Annotated in this window: 19 protein-coding genes and 1 tRNA gene; 13 read left to right on the top strand and 7 right to left on the bottom strand. The window is 34.8% G+C overall.

Annotated features, from left to right (window positions below):
- Positions 1–63: 63 nt before the first annotated feature.
- From ppa to AAGD91_RS01185, 5 genes are all read left to right on the top strand, one after another.
- On the top strand, positions 64–570 hold the full coding sequence (gene ppa, locus AAGD91_RS01205) for an inorganic diphosphatase (protein ID WP_341821201.1): 507 nt from the start codon (positions 64–66) through the stop codon (positions 568–570).
- Between the two features lie 133 nt (positions 571–703).
- Positions 704–794: transfer RNA gene (locus AAGD91_RS01200), tRNA-Ser, on the top strand.
- A 175-nt stretch (positions 795–969) separates the two neighbouring features.
- The gene (locus AAGD91_RS01195) at positions 970–2,115 is read left to right on the top strand and encodes a SurA N-terminal domain-containing protein (protein ID WP_341821200.1); all 1,146 of its coding nucleotides are present in this window, start codon (positions 970–972) and stop codon (positions 2,113–2,115) included.
- A 95-nt stretch (positions 2,116–2,210) separates the two neighbouring features.
- Positions 2,211–2,831 (top strand): oxidoreductase, encoded by a 621-nt coding sequence (locus AAGD91_RS01190; RefSeq protein WP_253309835.1) that lies wholly within the window; start codon positions 2,211–2,213, stop codon positions 2,829–2,831.
- Positions 2,815–3,366 carry a 5-formyltetrahydrofolate cyclo-ligase gene (locus AAGD91_RS01185; protein WP_341821199.1) on the top strand — a complete coding sequence of 184 codons (552 nt, stop codon included), beginning with the start codon at positions 2,815–2,817 and terminating at the stop codon, positions 3,364–3,366. The genes AAGD91_RS01190 and AAGD91_RS01185 overlap by 17 nt, the downstream gene beginning before the upstream one ends.
- A 53-nt stretch (positions 3,367–3,419) precedes the next feature.
- On the opposite strand, the gene AAGD91_RS01180 is transcribed toward AAGD91_RS01185, so the two are convergent.
- Entirely contained in the window at positions 3,420–4,433 is a 1,014-nt protein-coding gene (locus tag AAGD91_RS01180; protein ID WP_341821198.1) for a glycine zipper family protein, read from the bottom strand.
- Positions 4,434–4,583: 150 nt separating this feature from the next.
- Between AAGD91_RS01180 and elbB the strand changes: the two genes are divergently transcribed.
- Positions 4,584–5,291, top strand: coding sequence for an isoprenoid biosynthesis glyoxalase ElbB (gene elbB / locus AAGD91_RS01175; RefSeq protein WP_341821197.1), 708 nt, complete (start codon positions 4,584–4,586; stop codon positions 5,289–5,291).
- Positions 5,292–5,469: 178 nt separating this feature from the next.
- Positions 5,470–5,778, top strand: coding sequence for a hypothetical protein (locus AAGD91_RS01170; protein WP_341821195.1), 309 nt, complete (start codon positions 5,470–5,472; stop codon positions 5,776–5,778).
- A 2-nt stretch (positions 5,779–5,780) separates the two neighbouring features.
- On the opposite strand, the gene AAGD91_RS01165 is transcribed toward AAGD91_RS01170, so the two are convergent.
- Positions 5,781–7,406: a penicillin-binding protein 2 gene (locus AAGD91_RS01165; protein ID WP_341821194.1), complete on the bottom strand. Its 1,626-nt coding sequence runs from the start codon at positions 7,404–7,406 to the stop codon at positions 5,781–5,783.
- A 20-nt stretch (positions 7,407–7,426) separates the two neighbouring features.
- On the opposite strand from AAGD91_RS01165, the gene ispH reads away from it, so the two are divergent.
- Positions 7,427–8,356: a 4-hydroxy-3-methylbut-2-enyl diphosphate reductase gene (gene ispH, locus AAGD91_RS01160; RefSeq protein ID WP_341821480.1), complete on the top strand. Its 930-nt coding sequence runs from the start codon at positions 7,427–7,429 to the stop codon at positions 8,354–8,356.
- Between the two features lie 228 nt (positions 8,357–8,584).
- On the opposite strand, the gene AAGD91_RS01155 is transcribed toward ispH, so the two are convergent.
- Together AAGD91_RS01155 and AAGD91_RS01150 are read right to left on the bottom strand one after the other, a co-directional pair.
- Entirely contained in the window at positions 8,585–9,562 is a 978-nt protein-coding gene (locus AAGD91_RS01155; protein ID WP_341821193.1) for a quinone oxidoreductase, read from the bottom strand.
- Positions 9,563–9,596: 34 nt separating this feature from the next.
- Complete coding sequence (locus AAGD91_RS01150) at positions 9,597–9,740, bottom strand: hypothetical protein (RefSeq protein ID WP_341821192.1); 144 nt, start codon at positions 9,738–9,740, stop codon at positions 9,597–9,599.
- A 33-nt stretch (positions 9,741–9,773) separates the two neighbouring features.
- Here AAGD91_RS01150 and AAGD91_RS01145 point away from each other — a divergent pair, with 33 nt between their 5' ends.
- Both AAGD91_RS01145 and AAGD91_RS01140 read left to right on the top strand, forming a co-directional pair.
- On the top strand, positions 9,774–10,067 hold the full coding sequence (locus tag AAGD91_RS01145; protein WP_253309376.1) for a transposase: 294 nt from the start codon (positions 9,774–9,776) through the stop codon (positions 10,065–10,067).
- A 158-nt stretch (positions 10,068–10,225) separates the two neighbouring features.
- On the top strand, positions 10,226–10,714 hold the full coding sequence (locus tag AAGD91_RS01140; RefSeq protein WP_341820774.1) for a transposase: 489 nt from the start codon (positions 10,226–10,228) through the stop codon (positions 10,712–10,714).
- A 486-nt stretch (positions 10,715–11,200) separates the two neighbouring features.
- Here AAGD91_RS01140 and ccmA read toward each other — a convergent pair whose 3' ends face one another.
- A complete protein-coding gene (gene ccmA / locus AAGD91_RS01135) occupies positions 11,201–11,824 on the bottom strand; it encodes a heme ABC exporter ATP-binding protein CcmA (protein ID WP_341821190.1) in 624 nt (207 codons plus the stop codon).
- A gap of 3 nt (positions 11,825–11,827) precedes the next feature.
- Positions 11,828–12,259, bottom strand: a complete 432-nt coding sequence (locus AAGD91_RS01130; RefSeq protein WP_341821189.1) for a hypothetical protein — start codon at positions 12,257–12,259, stop codon at positions 11,828–11,830.
- 317 nt (positions 12,260–12,576) lie between these two features.
- Here AAGD91_RS01130 and aspS point away from each other — a divergent pair, with 317 nt between their 5' ends.
- Both aspS and AAGD91_RS01120 read left to right on the top strand, forming a co-directional pair.
- Positions 12,577–14,379 carry an aspartate--tRNA ligase gene (gene aspS / locus AAGD91_RS01125; RefSeq protein ID WP_341821479.1) on the top strand — a complete coding sequence of 601 codons (1,803 nt, stop codon included), beginning with the start codon at positions 12,577–12,579 and terminating at the stop codon, positions 14,377–14,379.
- 61 nt (positions 14,380–14,440) lie between these two features.
- Positions 14,441–15,703, top strand: a complete 1,263-nt coding sequence (locus AAGD91_RS01120; RefSeq protein WP_341821188.1) for an MFS transporter — start codon at positions 14,441–14,443, stop codon at positions 15,701–15,703.
- A 7-nt stretch (positions 15,704–15,710) separates the two neighbouring features.
- Here the strand turns inward: AAGD91_RS01120 and AAGD91_RS01115 are convergent, their stop codons facing one another.
- A complete protein-coding gene (locus tag AAGD91_RS01115) occupies positions 15,711–16,631 on the bottom strand; it encodes an RluA family pseudouridine synthase (protein ID WP_341821187.1) in 921 nt (306 codons plus the stop codon).
- A gap of 214 nt (positions 16,632–16,845) precedes the next feature.
- Between AAGD91_RS01115 and AAGD91_RS01110 the strand changes: the two genes are divergently transcribed.
- Positions 16,846–18,141 carry a Na+/H+ antiporter NhaC family protein gene (locus AAGD91_RS01110; RefSeq protein WP_341821186.1) on the top strand — a complete coding sequence of 432 codons (1,296 nt, stop codon included), beginning with the start codon at positions 16,846–16,848 and terminating at the stop codon, positions 18,139–18,141.
- Positions 18,142–18,409: the final 268 nt, after the last annotated feature.

Below are 18,409 nucleotides of genomic sequence, written 5' to 3'. Positions count from 1 at the left end.
TAAATGTGGCAACTTAAAAGTACATATTGTATAATGCTTATTCTTAATTTAAGAAGGTAATTTATGGATTTAAGTAAAATAACAGCGGTACCAAATGCGGTGAATGTGGTAATTGAAATAAGTGCAAATGCTGAGCCTGTAAAGTATGAATTTAATAAAGAGCTTGGGTTGTTACAAGTTGACAGATTTTTGTCTACCTCAATGACTTATCCTTGCAATTATGGGTTTATACCAAATACCTGCGCAGGTGATGGTGATCCTGTGGATGTCTTGGTCCTAACTCAATTTCCCTTAGCATCTAGTGTTTTAATATCGGTGCGTCCAATAGGCGCATTACTCACTAAAGATGAAAAAGGAGAAGATGAAAAGATATTAGCTGTGCCTGTTTCCAGTGTTGATAGCTATTATGACAATATAAAGGACTATTCTGACTTATCTAAAAACCTATTAGATAAAATTGCTCATTTCTTTTCTCATTATAAAGATCTAGAAAAGGGAAAAACGGTAGCAGTTGGAGAATGGGTTGGTATAGAAGAAGCAAAGAAAATCATTGAAAAAAGCAGAAATTAGTTTACGTTGATTTAGCCTGGAATTACAGTTATTCGGAAAAATGTTGTTGTTTTTAATGGGTAAATATTGCAATTAAAAGCATTAGACAGGCGGTAGAGGTCTTGGTATTATATAATCTTTAGGTTCTAAATTTGGAAGGGTGGCTGAGCGGCTGAAGGCGGCGGTTTGCTAAACCGTTATACGATTGAAAAGTCGTATCGAGGGTTCGAATCCCTCTCCTTCCGTATACTGTTTTAGCACGGTCTGAATTCGCTATATTGGCATGTTTTTAGCCTGTTTAGATATGTACCTGATCTTGTTGCAATGGTTTTTATTTCCGTCTTTGCTTAGATAGCTATTAAAAAGTTGGCTAGCGTTGACTCAGTATTTATTATAGAATTGGTTGTTAACCTTACTTATATGCATAAAATACTAATTTTACTGTTGATAGTGTTGCCACTTAGTTTGCTTGCAACCGAGATTGAAATTGTTGCAGATGTAAATGGTGAGCCAATTTCAAATTTAGATATCGAAAAACGCATCAACTTCATAAATTCATTGTTTGGCACTCAAAGTGTTAATCAAAAAGAAGCAAAACCTCAAATTCTTAGGGAGCTAATAGACGAAATTATCATTATCAATGAAGCGCAGAGGCTGAATATAAAATTGAGCAACGAGGAGTTAGATAATGCTATCATATTATTTTTAACCCAAAGTTTTAAACTTAAGGCTAATGAAGTTGATCAATACATAAAAAAGCATAATATAGATCTTAGTATTTTAAGAAAACAAATAAAATGTCAGTTACTATGGAGCAAAATTATTGAAGTAAGAATTGTGCCATTTATTAATATAAGCGATAAAGAAGTAGATGATGTAAAAAGGCAAACAGAAAAGCCGGATTATCTTATCACGTTCCAAGAGTTTATAATTCCTGATCAAAAAGACAAGGATGTTTATTGCATAGCTGAAGATTTAGTAAAAAAATTACGTAATAGTAATAACCAGGAATCTCCAATAAAGATGCGTAAAGCAACAGTTAATTTAAGTCAGCTCAAAGATAAACTTAAGAGCGTTTTAGAAAGACTAGAAACCGGCGATATAGCAGGTCCATTCAGTTTCAGTGAAGGTTACTCTATTATAAAAGTCATAGACAAGGTACAACTTAATTATGCACTGCTGGAAAGCACTTTAAAATTAAAACAGATTGTGGTTGAGGGTTCAGAAAGTTTATTGGATAATTTTAAAGAGCAAAAGGTCAATTGTTTAAATTTTGACAAATTAGCAGATGATTTTAAGTTGCCAAACGCAAAAGAGTTTGAAATAAAAATGCGAGATTTAAATCCTGATTTACAGATTTTATTTAGTAAAACAAGTGTGAATGAAATAGTAGAATTAAGAGAAAATGGCACTGCAAAGTTAATGATGTTGTGTGATATCAAGAGTAATGCAGCGGATATAGAAGCAATTAAACAGCAGATGTACCAACAAAAGATTATGATACAAAGCAACTTGTTATTAGATGATATGCGTAAAAATTCAGCTGTCAGTTATCGGTATAGTTGAAGTCAGAGAGTGTCCTTGTCTCTGTCTTTGTGTACGAAAATGACTTTGTTCTATAAAATTTCAAAAAATTTGAACAAATATAGTTAAAATAGCACATGAAGAATATAATGCTAATTGGTGGTGGAGTTGGAAATGCAGTATTATTTTCGATAGGGAAGGCGTGTCTTGAAAATAATAATAAGGTTTTGTACTTTGCTGGCTATAAGAAATTAAGTGATGTATTTAAACGAGCACTGATAGAGCGTGCATCAAATGCAGTAGTTTGGGCATGTGAAGAAGGATTGATAGAAACAAGCAGAGATCAAGATAAATCCTTTCATGGTAATATAGTTGATGCAATAGTCTCTTATCAACAAGGAAGATTAGGTATTAATTTAAACACTATAGATAAAATTATCACTATTGGTTCTGATAAAATGATGAAAGCTGTGAATGAAGCTAGAAAAACAATTTTAAAGCCATATCTGAAGTCAAGTCACATAGCAATATCGTCAGTTAATTCTCCTATGCAGTGTATGATGAAAGAAATCTGCGCTCAGTGTGTTCAGCAACATATAAATACGGAAACAGGAGAAAGGAGTTTTGTTTATAGTTGCAGTAATCAAGATCAGGATATGGAATTTATTGACTTTGATTTTTTAAGTGAGCGCTTAAAGCAAAATAGTTTACAAGAAAAACTCACTGCGAAATGGATAGATCATGTTCAAAGATATTAAACAGCACAAAAAGGAAATAAGAGAGCAATATAGAGCTATAAGAAAAGATATTGATGAAAGTTATTCCAGTTATGAGGCAAGTTCCCTTATTAATCTCTTTAATCAGAACTTAAGTTACGTTAAAGGCAAAACAATTGCGGCTTACATTCCAATGGATGGGGAAATAAATGTTGTCCCTTTGATGTGTCGTTTGCTCTATTTAGGTTATAAAGTAGCAATTCCTGATAAAAATCAGTTGCTAAGATTTGAGGGATGGAACGAAACAAATGAAGATGTAATTCCCGACACAATCATTACTCCTGTTGTTGCTTTTGATGATCATTTTAATAGATTAGGTTTTGGCGGTGGTTGGTATGATACAATGATAAAAAAATTACGGCCGCTTGGAAAAATATTTATAGGTGTAGCCTATGAGAAACAATATTGTAAAGATTTACCTGTAGAAAAACATGATCAAAAATTGGATATTATAATCACTGAGATGTGTGTTAGATGTGGAGGTGGATTGCTCAAAACAGTGGATAGAAAGGAGTAGCGTAACCCCACTTTCTGATAGCAATTTTTGCGTCAAAACGCTCCTCAAATGCATCAATCCGGTCCTGTGATTCCTTCTTCACTCACTCGTTCAGCACTTGAACTACCTAATTGAGAATCTGGCTTTATTTCCTGAGCTTTCTCATTAACTTTTTGTTCTACCTCCTCTATTTCATCATTACCAATAGCCATAATTGCAGGTTGAAATTTATTTATAAGATCATCAAGTACTTTCATATCTTCTTCATGAGTACTATTACCTTTTTCCACAAGCTTTTTCATATCTTCTTTTGAAAAATTCTGAATAACTTCTTCTTCTACCAACTTCTTTATAGCCAATTGTTGCTCTTCATTTTGAAGCATTTCTATTACCTTTGCTTTATCCTGAATGTTTTTTATTTTGTTGTCTTCTGTACCAGTTTGTAAGGCAAGTTGAGATAATTCCTGATGTAATTTATAAAAATTTTTATTTCTGTCTTGAATCGTAGGTAATTTATCGATTACATTTTTCACAAAACTTTTCACTGCTTTCCCTGCTTCGATTGCACCTTCTTTTATCTCACCTCTATGCTGATATATAGCATAACCAATAGCAGCTATAGCAACTAGTGCTACAAACCCTGCTAATGCTATTCCAACACCCATTAATGCACCAGTCACTCCCCCTATTGTTAATAAACCTGCTAGTGCACCTGTTAGTGTTGTCACTGCTGCTCCACCTATCACTCCTTGAACTAACAGTTGATTACCTAAAGCTTCAAGCTTTCCCTCCATGCCTTTTACTTTATTTACTTGTTCAAGAAGTATTTTTAATTCATTGTTGTTTTTCTCAAGATACTCCTTTACAATATCTATTGCATTCTTCACAAGATATTTATCTTTCATCAGCAATTCAGACACGTGCTTAATAGCTGATTCGTCAAAAATTTCACCTTCCTTTTGAAGGCCATTTAGTTTTAATAGCTCCTCCAATTGTTGTAACAAATCTTCTTTTCCGCTAATATATTTTACTATATTTTCAATCAACTCCTCTGAATAACCAGTATCTGTTTCACCACCTTGTACCATATTCAATTCTTATCAATTATAAATATGCCTAATTATATATACTAATTATTAATTATATTATAATAAATATGAGATAATTAATATAATAACCTCTTTCCAAATATAGAATTTGTATTAAAATATCTAGATTACATGAAATTAAGGTACTTTATGGGTGAAAAAAAATTAAAAGCTGCTGTGGTTTTATCAGGGTGTGGTCACCTTGAAGGTGCAGAGGTAAGAGAAGCGGTTTTAAGTTTGCTTGTGCTTGATCAGCAGGAAGTGGATGTTAAATGCTTTGCACCTGATATCAATATCACACAAGTTATGAATCATAAAACAAAAGAGGCAACAAAAGAAAAAAGGAATGTACTTGTGGAAGCAGCAAGAATCGCAAGAGGCGAAATATATGACTTAAAAGAAGCCAAAGCTGAAAATTTTGACATGCTAGTTGTACCTGGTGGATACGGGGTTGCAAAAAATTTGTCTGACTTAGCTGAAAATAAAGACATGGTGACAGTAATGCCTGAATTTGAAAGATTAGTTTCAGAATTTTTTGTTACAAAAAAGCCGATAGGAGCGATATGCATATCTCCAGCCATCATTGTTTCAATTTTAAGTAGCAAGATAGGTAAAGAAGAAAGTAAGGTTAAGGTAACTATAGGAGATGACAGAGAACAGTTAATAGAGAAGCTTGGTGGTGAACACATAAAGTGTGATACAGGGTTATCAATAGAAGACGAAGAACATAATGTATTTTCCTGTTCTGCTTATATGCGTAGTGACGAAAGTATATACTCTGTATATCAAGGGATAAAGCATATGATTGACAGCATGGTAAAAAAGATTAACAAAAAAACTAAACAGCCATTCCTCTAAGATGTAGTAATTTAGACTTCCTTACACAATTAACTGTTGAATTTTACATTCCTAGCTGTATTATGGTTATATAGCTAAAGTGCTCTAGGTTTACGACTATTACTTGTTAGCGGCGTGGCGTAGGGCTGCACTAGCTATATATATTTAGCTCTTTTTTTATAAACGCAAGGTGTTTTATATGTCAGACCTTTTCTATATTGAAACTACGTGTTGTATGGACGGTCAGTGTGATGTCTATACAGGGGAAGTGAGTTTTAATGATGTCATGTTAGGCAAGTTCAGTCTAAATTCGTGCAGCGGGAAAGAAGCTATGATAAATCTAGACGTTATTACATTCGATATTAATATCGCTATCGATGGTCAAAATGGAAAGACAATGAAAAGAAATCTTAAAGGTCTTGAATTTGTAACTAAAGATGACGGTTCTTGGTATATTAATAAGGATTTTGGCAATGATAGATTTGAAGTTATAGTAAAGCAATCATAATTTTACATCTCAGGTGTAACATTTAATATAGGTGCTATTCTATTTATAATGTTCTTTACTATAGGCGCAGCAATTATTCCCCCGGTATGGTGTATCCCTTGAGGTTCATCAATAGCAATTAGCACTATATACCTTGGGTCAAGCATAGTTAGCACTCCTATAAATGACGCTATGTTTGCATCTTTGCTATATTTACCATCTACAACTTTTTCCGCCGATCCAGTCTTTCCCCCTATTGAATATGCCTTTATTTTTGCTTTTCTGCCAGTGCCATCTGTTACTGCTGCGCGTAATAATTTTCTCATTTTCCTGGAAGTTCTTCTTGAGATAATTTGCTCTCCTATACTTCTCTTATTCAACATCAAGGTTGCGTTATGAAATACCCCATTGTTGATTAATGCTGCTGCAGTTTGTGCAAGATGTATAGGAGTTACAGCTATGCCATAACCATAAGATGCTGTTATTAAAGTGTTTTCACTCCATTTATCCGGGATTATCGGTGTAGATTTTTCTGGTATTTCTATTTTCAAAGGAGAAAATAGCTTCATAGCTTTAAAGTATTCTACTTGTTTTTCAATACTTAATTTAACTGCAATTTTTGCTGCACCAATGTTGGATGATTTCACAAATATATCTTGCACAGTGATTTCCGGAATCTTAAATTCATGAAGATCATAAATTTTATATTTCCCAACAGTGATTGGCTTTGACACGTCATATAAATCATCAATTTTTACAACGTTTGCATCAAGCGCTGCGGCTATTGTAAAGAATTTTAATACCGACCCCATCTCATACACCCCAAGACTGGCGCGATTAAACTTTTGTACGTCTTCTGCCTTATTCTGTAGGTTGGGGTTAAAATCAGGCAGACTGACCATTGAGATGACTTCACTATTTCTCACATTTAAAACAATTCCTACTCCGCCGAGTGCCTGATATCTGCTTACAGCTTTAGTTAGCTCTTCATGCACTATGCTTTGCACTCGTGTATCTAAGGATAGTTGAATACCCTGGTAAGGTGTTATTCCAGCGCGTAATGCTGGAATCCACGTATTTTTTTTCTGGACCCCAGTGTCAGCTACTTGGATAACAGAATGTTGTTTGTTTTTACTTATATATGCCTCAACTCCTGCAATACCGTTGCCATCTATGTCAGTGTAACCAAGCACGTGTGAAAATAAATTACTGTGAGGATATATACGTTTTACATCGTTATAGAAGTTTATTCCTGGCACGCCGGCATTTTTTATTGCTAACAGTTCTTTTGGAGTCAAGTGCCGCTTTACCCAAGCAAATTTCTTTTTTGAAGTAAGTACTCTATATGAATTCTCGTATTCAAGATCATTCAAAATAGAACACAGTTGTGCTGTTATACTTTCCGGATTCTTTACTTTGGTTGCATCTGTATATAGTGATGTTGTGGGCACATTTGTTGCTATTACCACTCCATTTCTATCTAAAATATCAGGTTGTTTATATACTGTATTATCTTTTCTAAAATTTTCTGAAGTAGTAGGTTGATCAAATGTTAAAGAGAATATGCGAAAAATAATTATTATATAAAACGTAAATAATGGTACTATAAAACACAGTGAGCGGAGCTTATTTTTAAGTAATGCTTGCATATTTACTTGATTTGACAAAAATGAAAATTATCTTAGCTGAGCCGCGAGGTTTTTGTGCCGGGGTAAAAAGAGCTGTGGACATATTAGCTATTACTTTAGAAAAATACAAAAACAAGTGCAAAGTTTATGTGCTACACGAAATTGTTCACAATAAATATATAGTAGAGGACTTTAAGAGACAAGGAGTGGTTTTTGTGAACAGTATCGAGGAAATTGAAGATAATGGAGGAATACTGATCTTCAGCGCGCACGGAGTATCAAAAAATATAGAAGATAAGGCAAAAAAAAAGGGTATTCAAGTGATTGATGCAACATGTCCTTTAGTCAGCAAAGTGCATAAAGAGGCAAAAAGGTATGAAAACAGTGGTAAAGAATTAATTCTCATTGGGCATGAAAACCATCCAGAAGTTAAGGGAATTAGAGGAAGAGTAAATGATCCTATCATTTTAGTGCAAACTGTACAGGACGTACGCAATTTAAAAGTTAAAGATCCAGATAATCTATCTTATGTTACACAAACCACGTTAAGCATCGACGATACCCGTGAAATTATTGTTGCCCTGAAACTCAGGTTTCCAAGCATAACAGGTCCAGATTTAAAGGACATATGCTATGCAACGCAAAACAGACAAAATGCTGTTAAAAAGCTAGCTGAAATTGTAGACATGGTGTTAGTTGTAGGAAGTAAAAATAGCTCAAATTCAAACCGCTTATTAGATCTGTGCACTGCCAGAGGAAAAAGAGCCTACTTAATTGATAATTACAGCTGTGTGAATAAAAGCTGGTTTCAGGGCGTAGAAAAGATAGGAATCACTGCAGGTGCTTCTGCTCCTGACATATTGGTTGATGAATTAATGGACTACCTAAAAGTAAACCTGAGTGTAAAAATTTCAGTTATGCCAGGTGGTATTATTGAAAATGTTCAGTTTAAAATACCGAATCTGGTTTAAAACACAACTTATCTACTAAGCTTCTATTGAAATTACTGGGAGTACACAAACCAGCATCTATAGCTAAGACGTCATACCGCCGCGGCACTAACAAGTAGCGGGATGACGGTTGTTGGTAAGCCTAAGTCAGTTTAGCTATATGCTTTTGATTCCCCAAAAGGAGAATTAAATATGTGAAGTTCTAGTTGATATGATTTAATGAATGGTTAGTTTAAATTACTAATTTATTTAAGAGATTTTGATAATATTTAACCCACTCGCTTTTCTATTTTCCATATCGCGATGAGCTTGAATTATTTCATCAAATTTATATTTTTTACTGATCCGTACAGTTAAAAGTTTTTTTCTTATCATCTCGAAGATTTCCATTGTGGTAAGCACTAATGTGAATCTATCATGCTTATAATGGTATATTGAGGTTCCAGTTGCAAATAACGAACGTGAACTAAGTAAAGAAAAACTAATAGGAGCGTTACCTGATATCTGCCCATAGGAAACGTATATGCCGAACCTGCCTAAAGATTCAAAAGAAAGCTTGCTTGTAGCGTAACCTATAGGGTCATACACTGCACCTACTCCTCTGTTTTGCGTAATCTCCATAACTTTAGAAACGAAGTCTTTATCATTGTAGTTTATTGCGTATGTGCAGCCACTTTGTAAAGCTATCTTCATTTTTTCATCAGAGCTTACAGAACCTATCACTACACCTTTTTTATCCTTTGCCCATTGGCATATTATTTGTCCTAAACCACCATTAGCCCCATGAACTAGCACGAAAGCACCAGGCCTAACTTTATAAGATTGATTAACTAAATAGTGAGCTGTCATACCTTTAAACAGCACTGCAGCAGCAACTTCATCAGATATGTCATCTGGAATTTTTATCAGATATTTCTGGTGTATAATGCGCTTTTCACAATATGCCCCTGGAGGAGCTGTGCAATATCCAACTCTGTCTCCAACTTTGAATCCATCACTGATTTTTTTACCAAGTTTTTCAATAACCCCAACTGCTTCCACTCCAAGCACTGATGGTAAATTTTTAATTTTGCGTGTACCTTTTCTGTGCTCTAAATCATAACGATTTAAGCCGATAGTTGTATGACGTATTAAGACTTCCTCGCCTTTTGGCTCACCTATATTCTTATCTACAAATTCTAATACTTCTGGTCCCCCAGTTTTTTTTATTTGTATAGCTCTAACCATGATGAATGTAAGATAAAAACTTTAATTATGTTATCTAACAATTAATATTTTGCAAAGTTATTGTTTCTACAATCAATAGACTTCTTGCGTTACCTCCTGTCATTCCAGCGCGTGACGCTGGGATGGCTTTGTTGCATCGCTCAAGTAAAAAGAACTGGCAGTTACTGACAAAATTCATTATAAATAGCCATTTAGCTGTTGAAGAAAAAATATGCCACAAAAAATGAGAGTCAGTAACTGCCATGAATATAACAAATTTCTCCAAGAAAGAGGAAGCATTTTTTGTTATATCAATGATGCCATAGAAAATTGGTACGAGAATTGTCCAAAAATGCAGGGCGGCAACTATATTTATAGTGATAAAGTTGTGATTTTGGTGCATATAATCGTCAGTTTCTTTAGAATTGGTTTAAGACAAACAGTCGGGTTTATAAAAGGGTATTTGCAACAAATAGGAAGAGATTTGGCAGTTATCAGCTATTCACAAGCATCAAAAGAAACTTAATATTAAGATAAATGATTGCAGAATTGATAAAAATAATATGGAAGATATCGAAATTGCTATAGACAGTACAGGAATTAGTATATACAACAACACACAGCAAGGAAAATAGCACTGACAGAAAATATCGTGACTATGAGAAAACGAGAAAATTGCACGTAATGTTGAATATAAACAACAAAAAAGCCATAGCTGTAAAATACAGTAACGGTGTCTACTCTGATCACTATGGAGCTTGTGATTTGCTAAAAGAAGTTGATTTTCAGCATGCCATAAAAGCACTATATGCAGATAGAGCATGTGATAGGCACAAGTTTTATAAGTTGTGTAACGAATATGATATAAAGACAAAAATTCCACCAATAAACAATGCGGCAGAACATCCAGAAATAGATTATATGTCTGACAGGAATGCTGCTATTACGTTAATAAAATTATACGGTGAAGATGGCATGAAAGAATGGAAAAAAGAAGTAAATTATGGGAAAAGATCTTATATTGAAGGGTTTTTCTCAAGATTAAAGCAAATATTCGGATTTAGTTTTAGGAATAAATCTGAGATAAATCGAGAAAAAGAACTGCTAATCAAATGCTATTTGCTTAATAAATTCACTGATATTGGTATGGCTAAATTTGAGATAGTTACATGAATTTACCATAAATCACCATCTCATAAAGTGTGATGCAACAAAGCCATCCCAGTTTCAAGCACTGGGATGACACCGTCATAGAGTGAACCAGCATCATGCGCTGGAATGACACCATTTTCGGTCTCTTAAATTACTTTAGCCATAAATATTTAAGAAATTTACCAAATAAAAAAAAGGCAAAGAAATCCCGTGGTGCGAGTTTTGACTCTCTAATACTTTAAATTGGCGCTGTAATAATGTGCTGACGCTTAGTTTAAGCGCGGTTTGGCTGAATGTAGAAAAAATTTAAAAGACATGCAGCCGCTATAATTTTATGTAATCCGCCAAAAAATACCCTAAGTTTTTTACTGAATTTTATCATTGAACCTGCGCAGATCAAAAACAAGTTTTGAATCAGAAATACCCTTATTGTCATAAGAAGGGGGCTGGTGGAGTTTGTCAAGGAAGTTTTTTCGTTTCTAACGGTTGTTAACGTGCTGCCAAAAACTATGCAAGAAGTCTATTGAAATCGCGTATATCAATCGTTGTAAAATCACACAATTGCTCTGTAGAGCTATGCCCTGTAATAATTACTATACCATTTTGCTCAGAGCGTATTGAGATTAGGTTCAGCACTAATTCACACGTTGCACTATCAAGATTACAAAATGGTTCATCTATCAGCCAAACGTTTGCATTAGAAATCAAGAGGCGAGCAAGCGCAACTCTTCTTTTCCAGCCTGCAGAAAGTTCGCCATATCTAATATTAAGTACAGATTGCAACTGCAAGCAACAAACAGCTGCCACAATCAATTCCCTAGTATTTCGTATTCCTGCCCAGAATTCTATGTTTTGAGCAACAGTTAAGCTATCTTTACAGGCATTATTATGGCCTATATAGACCATAGAAGGTATATAGGATTTTGGATCATCATATATGTCTTTTCCGCAGTACCTTATATTGCCTGATAACGGCGGTAAAAGTCCAGATAAACTTCTAATTAAGCTGGTTTTACCACTACCATTTGGACCAGTGATTAGCATCTTTGATTTTGGCTCAGCTTTAAAACTGAGATGTTTAAATAATACTTTGTTATTACGAGCGCAGGATAAATTTTCACATTCGAGCATGAATTATCTGCCCTTCCCCTTATGTTTACCTTGAGTTGAAGCCTGAGCTTTTACAAACAGCTCCCAAAATCCTTTCTTTCCGCCTTCTCTATGTATCAATTGTGCAAAACGCTGCATTAAACCATTACCCATAATAACCATCTTTGTCCATTTACCTACCGGTTTTGCTATGTCAACTATTTCTGGATCTTCTTTATAAACTTGCACATCTTTTTGTTTCTCGCGTAGCGTTTCTTGTTGTTTCATCAACTCTTTTTGCTTATTTTTTTGATATAATTCATTGAATTTTCTGTCTTCTTCCCACTCTTCTTTAAAAACTTTTCTAGGAAATATGATTTTTCTAATGCGATTTTTGTATATTTTTCTCAAAAAGAGAAATACTGCAGCTACAGCAAGTAATGTTACGCTATATAATATGATCTGTGTAAGTGGCATTTCCTGTATCTAATTCATTAAAAATACCCTTACTATTATACCATAATTATAGAAATTGTGCAATTTTTTTGCGGGTAAAGACAGTATAAAAGTAATACTGCTCTATTTCGTAAATTGGACAAATACAGCTACAGATCAGGTCTCCCTACGTCATACCGCCGCGGTATCTCAGCTGCTAACACGTAGCGGAATGAAGGATTTTGCGCTTATCAAATTATAGGTAAACCTGAATTACTTTAGCTATACCCGAATGAATGGGCTTGTATGTAGTAAGGTTTATTTCTATACTTCTTAAAGAATTTAGAAGTAAAACAAATATGAACTGCTACAAGACTCACACGTGCAATGAATTAAGGAAGAATGATGTAGGAAAGGAAGTTACCCTCTCTGGATGGTTATACCGTAAGCGCGACCATGGTAACCTAATCTTTGTTGATTTAAGAGACTTCTATGGAATCACTCAACTAGTATTGAATAATGACAAAGACTTTTTTGATGAGACATCAAATTTAAAATTGGAGAGTATAATTACTGTTACAGGAATAGTTGAAGCTAGAACTGAAGATACGGTAAACAGCTCTATCGCAACCGGGAAAATTGAGGTTGTAGTTAGCAATTTACACGTTGAATCAGAAGTTGAGTTCCACTGTGATGAAGAAATAGCAAAAGAAGAAAGAAGTATATTAGCGAGCATTACTGGCGAACAAGAATACCCAGAAAATATGAGATTTAAATATCGTTTTCTTGATTTAAGGCGAGAAAACACCCGCAACAATATTATTCTGCGCTCACAAATTATTGCAGAACTCCGCAAGCTCATGATAGAGCAAGGGTTTTTGGAAATTCAGACTCCAATACTTACTGCTTCGTCCCCTGAAGGTGCACGTGATTATTTGGTGCCAAGCAGACTAAATCTTGGTAAATTTTATGCATTGCCGCAAGCTCCACAGATTTTTAAGCAATTGCTCATGGTTTCAGGGTTTGATAAATATTTTCAAATTGCACCGTGTTTCCGTGACGAAGACGCAAGGGCTGACCGTTCTCCGGGAGAGTTTTATCAACTAGATCTTGAAATGTCTTTTGTGACTCAAGAAGACATCTTTCAGATTATTGAGTCTACCTTATATAAAGTGTTTGCTAAATTTTCTCGTAAGTCTGTCGATAAAGATTTTCCACGTATTACATATAAAGAAGCAATGCTCAAATATGGTTCTGATAAGCCAGATCTGCGCAATCCATTATTAATCAGCGATGTTACAGAAATTTTCCGTGATTCAGGGTTCAATATTTTCAAAAGCAATATTGAGCGCGGTATGGTAGTGAGAGCCATACCTGCACCTAAAACAGCAGAGGAACCACGCAGCTTCTTTGATAAAAAGATAGAACATGCGCAAAGAGAATTCGGTGCTAAGGGTCTTGGATATATAACGTTTGATAAAGATGGAACTGCGAAAGGACCGATTGCTAAATTCCTCGATGACAATAGGCTAAATTCCATAAAAGAAATAACGGATATAAAGCCTGGAGAAAGCGTGTTTTTTGCTTCTGACAAAGAGAATGAGGCAGCAACAATTGCAGGAAAAGTGCGCACTCTTTTAGGGTCAGAATTAGGTCTTATAGATGATAATATCTTCAAGTTTTGTTGGATCATTGATTTTCCCTATTTTGTATATGAAGATAAAAGTAAAAAAATCGATTTCTTTCATAACCCATTCTCCATGCCACATGGCGGCTTGAAAGATTTAGAGGACAAAAATCCACTGGATATCCTTGCTTACCAATATGATCTTGTTTGCAATGGAATAGAACTGTCAAGCGGGGCGATTCGTAGTAACAAGCTGGATATCATGTATAAGGCCTTTGCCATTGCAGGCTACAGCAAAGAAGAAGTTGATACAAAATTCGGTGCGCTCGTGCGTGCATTCAGGTTCGGAGTGCCGCCTCACGGCGGTATAGCACCAGGGGTTGACAGAATGGTTATGCTGCTTGCTGATGAGCCAAATATTCGTGAAGTAATCTGTTTTCCTATGAACCAGCAAGGTGAAGATGTTCTAATGGGTGCTCCTTCCAAGGTGGAAGATAAGCATTTACGTGAGTTGTCTTTGCAGATCATTGAGTGAAAAATCTTATAGCAAGGAGCACCGGTTAATGATATATTAGGTTATGTTAAATCGAAAGATTATGACTAACATCCAAAAGGCAATACTATCGGGCATAATCTGCAACATGATTATATGGTATGAATTAACTCTATTTGGAGTTTTAACACATATAATAAGCAATGTTTTTTTTCCTTCAGAAAGCGATTATTTAAGCACAATCAAATTTCTTGGTAGTTTTGCAATTGGATTTGGATTTAGACCACTTGGTGCATTTATTTTTGGTTACATTGGAGATAAATACGGCAGAAGGAAAATTTTGCTGACTTCCGTAATATTAGCTTCGATATCATCTACTGCAATTGCGATTATACCAAGCTTTAAAGAAATAGGAATATTTTCTCCTATACTGCTTCTGCTTTGTAGAATAACACAAGGAATGGCAGCAGGTGGAGAAACAAGTATCAATTCAGCTTTTTTAATAGAGCATTCAAGCGATAAAAAAAATCTAGGCTTTTTAGGTAGCATGAAAGCTTTTAGTGGTGCTCTTGGTTCTATTACATGCTTTGTAATGATAGCTGTTTGCAAAAAGTTTACAGGTGAAAATTATGAAATTTGGGGCTGGAGGTTGCCCTTCTATTTCTGCTTCATTATGGGCATAATAGGCTTTTTAACAAGATATATAATGGAAGAGAGCTTAGCATATAAAACACACGATAAAAATAAAAGCTTATCTCATTCTCCATTTTTAGAATTAATCAGGGACTATAAAAAAGTATTTGTGATAGCAATTGGACTTGGTATAGCCCAAAATGCAATCGTTTATTCAGCAATCATGTTTTACAACATATTTGTAAAAGAACTTATTCTCTCAGGCATCAATATTAAAAATGTATTAAGGATTATAGTTGAAATTACATTTGGAGCGTCTGCAGTGCTGTTTGCAATACTGTCTGATAAAGTTGGAAGAAAAAATGTAATGATTCCTACATTAGTAGCTCTAGCTTGCGCCGGTTTGCCGGTACTTTCGCTATTATCGTATGATAATCACTATATTGTAACGCTCACTTTTTTGTTGATAAGTGTGCCGATAGGTGCATCTTTTGGGATATATAATTCTCTTGCCTGTGAGTTATTTCCAACGAAAGTTAGGTGCACCGGCTTTAGCCTCGCACATAACATATCTGCAGGAATTTTTGGTGGCCTTTCTCCATACATATGCATGTGGCTTATAGAAAAAACCGAAACAAAACTTGCAGCAGGTATTTATCTTACTGCCTGCGCATTAATTAGCCTAATATCTGTGCTTCAAATCAAAGCCAAAGACAGAAAAGTTGATTGGTGAAATCGTTTCAGTCGAAAAATAGCACTTCAATAGACTTTTCAATGTGCTTAGGGATAGGAGCAGTAATAGTGATTTCTTTATTGCTTGGTAATTTTAAAGATAAAGAATGCGAATGAAGGTGAATTTTATTTGCTACCCCATTAATAAAAGCTTTTTTACCACCGTATTTACCGTCACCAAGAATAGGGCAATTTATATGAGCTAAATGTGCACGTAACTGATGGGTCCTGCCGGTAATTGGTTGTAATTTTAAATAAGCGACATTATGTTCTAACCTTGCTATAATTGAAAAATGCGTAGTGGCATTCTGAGGTGAATTTTCATCAACGACCACTTTTTCTTGACCTGAAACATATTTTTTCACCAATGGATAGTCTATTGTTCCACTATCCTTGCTCGTTATGCCAGAAGTCAATGCCAAGTAAGTTTTTTTTACCCTTCGTCCTTTAAATTCCTCCATAAGGTATCTGGCAACACTAGCATTGCGTGCGAATATTATCACTCCACTCGTATCTCTATCCAGCCTATGGACAATTTTAAATGTTTCTTCCTCTCTTATTTGGTCAAGCAAATCACTAATGCTAATCTTTACTTTTACGCCACCTTGAACGATGACCCCTGCGGGTTTGTCTATAGCTAGTATATATTCGTCTTCATATAATATGTTCTCTCTTAGTAGATTCACTAACTTTTCATTATATTTGCGATCAGAATTAGCGTTCTCAATATAATTCAAGTGCTTCAGCGTTATAGTTTGTCCAGAATTTACTCTATCACTAGACTTTGCTTTGCAATCATCAACTTTGATTAACCCTTTCCTTAAAGATTTTTCAATTACAGATTGCTTTAGATCAGGAAAGATTCTTCTGATGTACCTATCCAGCCTAACGTTATCGTCTTTTACTGATATGGTTTTTATATTCTCCATTACTTTATTTGGATATATGCTAATATTAACCGTTTGCATGACATAAAATAAAGTATAGCACAAGATATAAACCCTTCGGCTACATGTGCTATTTATTTAGTAGATTAAATATGAAGTTTAAAACTCTGCTGTCAACTTCCTGCAAAACTAGTGAAAACCAAACTTGCTTAAAACCACTTAATTAGTTATAGTCGTAAGTTTGAGGTACAGTAAAATGACAGCTTTTGTCCCTTTGATTATTTTTTTAATCTTGTACCTTGGAAGTGGTGCCTATTTTTCTTTTATCGGAACTGATAATCCACTTCATCAGGTTTCACCAGTAATCTGCTTGTTACCAGCGCTATTTTTTGCTGTCTCACGTGGTACAAATAAAATTCAGCATAACATCGATACTGTTATCAAGGGCATGGGTGACAAAAATACCCTTACTATGTGTTTAATTTTTTTATTTTCTGGAGCATTTTCTGCGGTTACTCAATCAATTGGTAGCGCAGACACTGTTGCTAATTTAATTCTTAATTTCCTTCCAGCAAGATTAATGCTGCCTGGAGTATTTTTGGCTTCTGCTTTTATTTCAACTGCAATTGGTACATCTATGGGAGTTGTTGCGCTGATGGTACCTATAGCTGTTAATCTGGCAAAAAGTGGAGCTTTTGGCCTTGAAATAGGAACTGCAACTGTAGTAGGTGGTGCCGTGTTTGGTGACAACCTCTCAATGATATCTGATACCACCATTGCATCTGTTTCTTCACAGGGAGCTTCAGCAAAAGATAAACTTAAAATAAACTCTAAGGTTGCATTTACTGCAGGTATTATAACACTCACCTATCTGGCAGTGATTTCAAGTAGTACAAAAATTATTTCTATATCAAATTTAGATTATTATTCTATAATAAAAATTATTCCTTATATTTCTTTAATAATCATGGGGCTGCTTGAAGTCACCACTTTAGTAACAATAACTGTAAACATAATTATTGCTGGTGTGCTAGGAATAGCTTTTTTTGATTATGCCATCGTTCAATTTCCTCATGACGTGTATGACGGTTTCAAAAAAGTAAACGAAATAGTGATATTTGCTCTATTTATCGGTGGGTTGAGCCATATAATGTACAAACAAGGTCAAAAAGCGTTGCATAAACTCATCGATGAAAGCAATATCACAAAAACTAAAGCTGAATTTTTGATAGCAGGAATTGCGTCTATGTTTACTACCTTAGTTGCCAATAATACCATTGCTATTTTACTAAGTGGTGGCATTGCAAAAAGACTCGCACAGAAACACGATATTGTACCATACCGCAGTGCATACTTATTAGATGTTTTTGCTTGTGCTACAAAAGGCATCTTACCTTATGGTTCTCAACTATTGCTAGCAGGAAGTATAGCTTCTGTATCACCTGTTTCTTTATTAACACAGGTATATTACTGCTTTATTCTAGCGGCAGTTACAATAGGCGAAATAATCATCAACAGCAGAAAAGAGAAACATTGTGCGGCTGCAACTTAGAGTTTCTCTTTTTTTTACCCATAAGAAACGGAATTACTTGACAAACTCTTCCAGCCCCCTTATCATGACAGTGAAGCTATTGTATTTGCTTTCGCCAATCTGCAGATTAAAAGGTAAGGATTACTTAATGTATCGGCGTCTTATGTTTAATTTTTTGCAGTATATAGATACTGTATGTCTTTACAAAACTTCATCTACATCTAGATTTTTATCTAAATAAGCTGAACGCGCTTATAAAGCGTTACAAGACATCAAAAAATGCCAATAC

It is taken from the genome of Wolbachia endosymbiont (group A) of Myopa testacea (genome assembly GCF_964027115.1).
In the GTDB taxonomy this organism is placed as follows: domain Bacteria; phylum Pseudomonadota; class Alphaproteobacteria; order Rickettsiales; family Anaplasmataceae; genus Wolbachia.
Note: the sequence above shows the minus strand (reverse complement) of the source record. Positions and strands in the feature narration are given on the sequence as shown.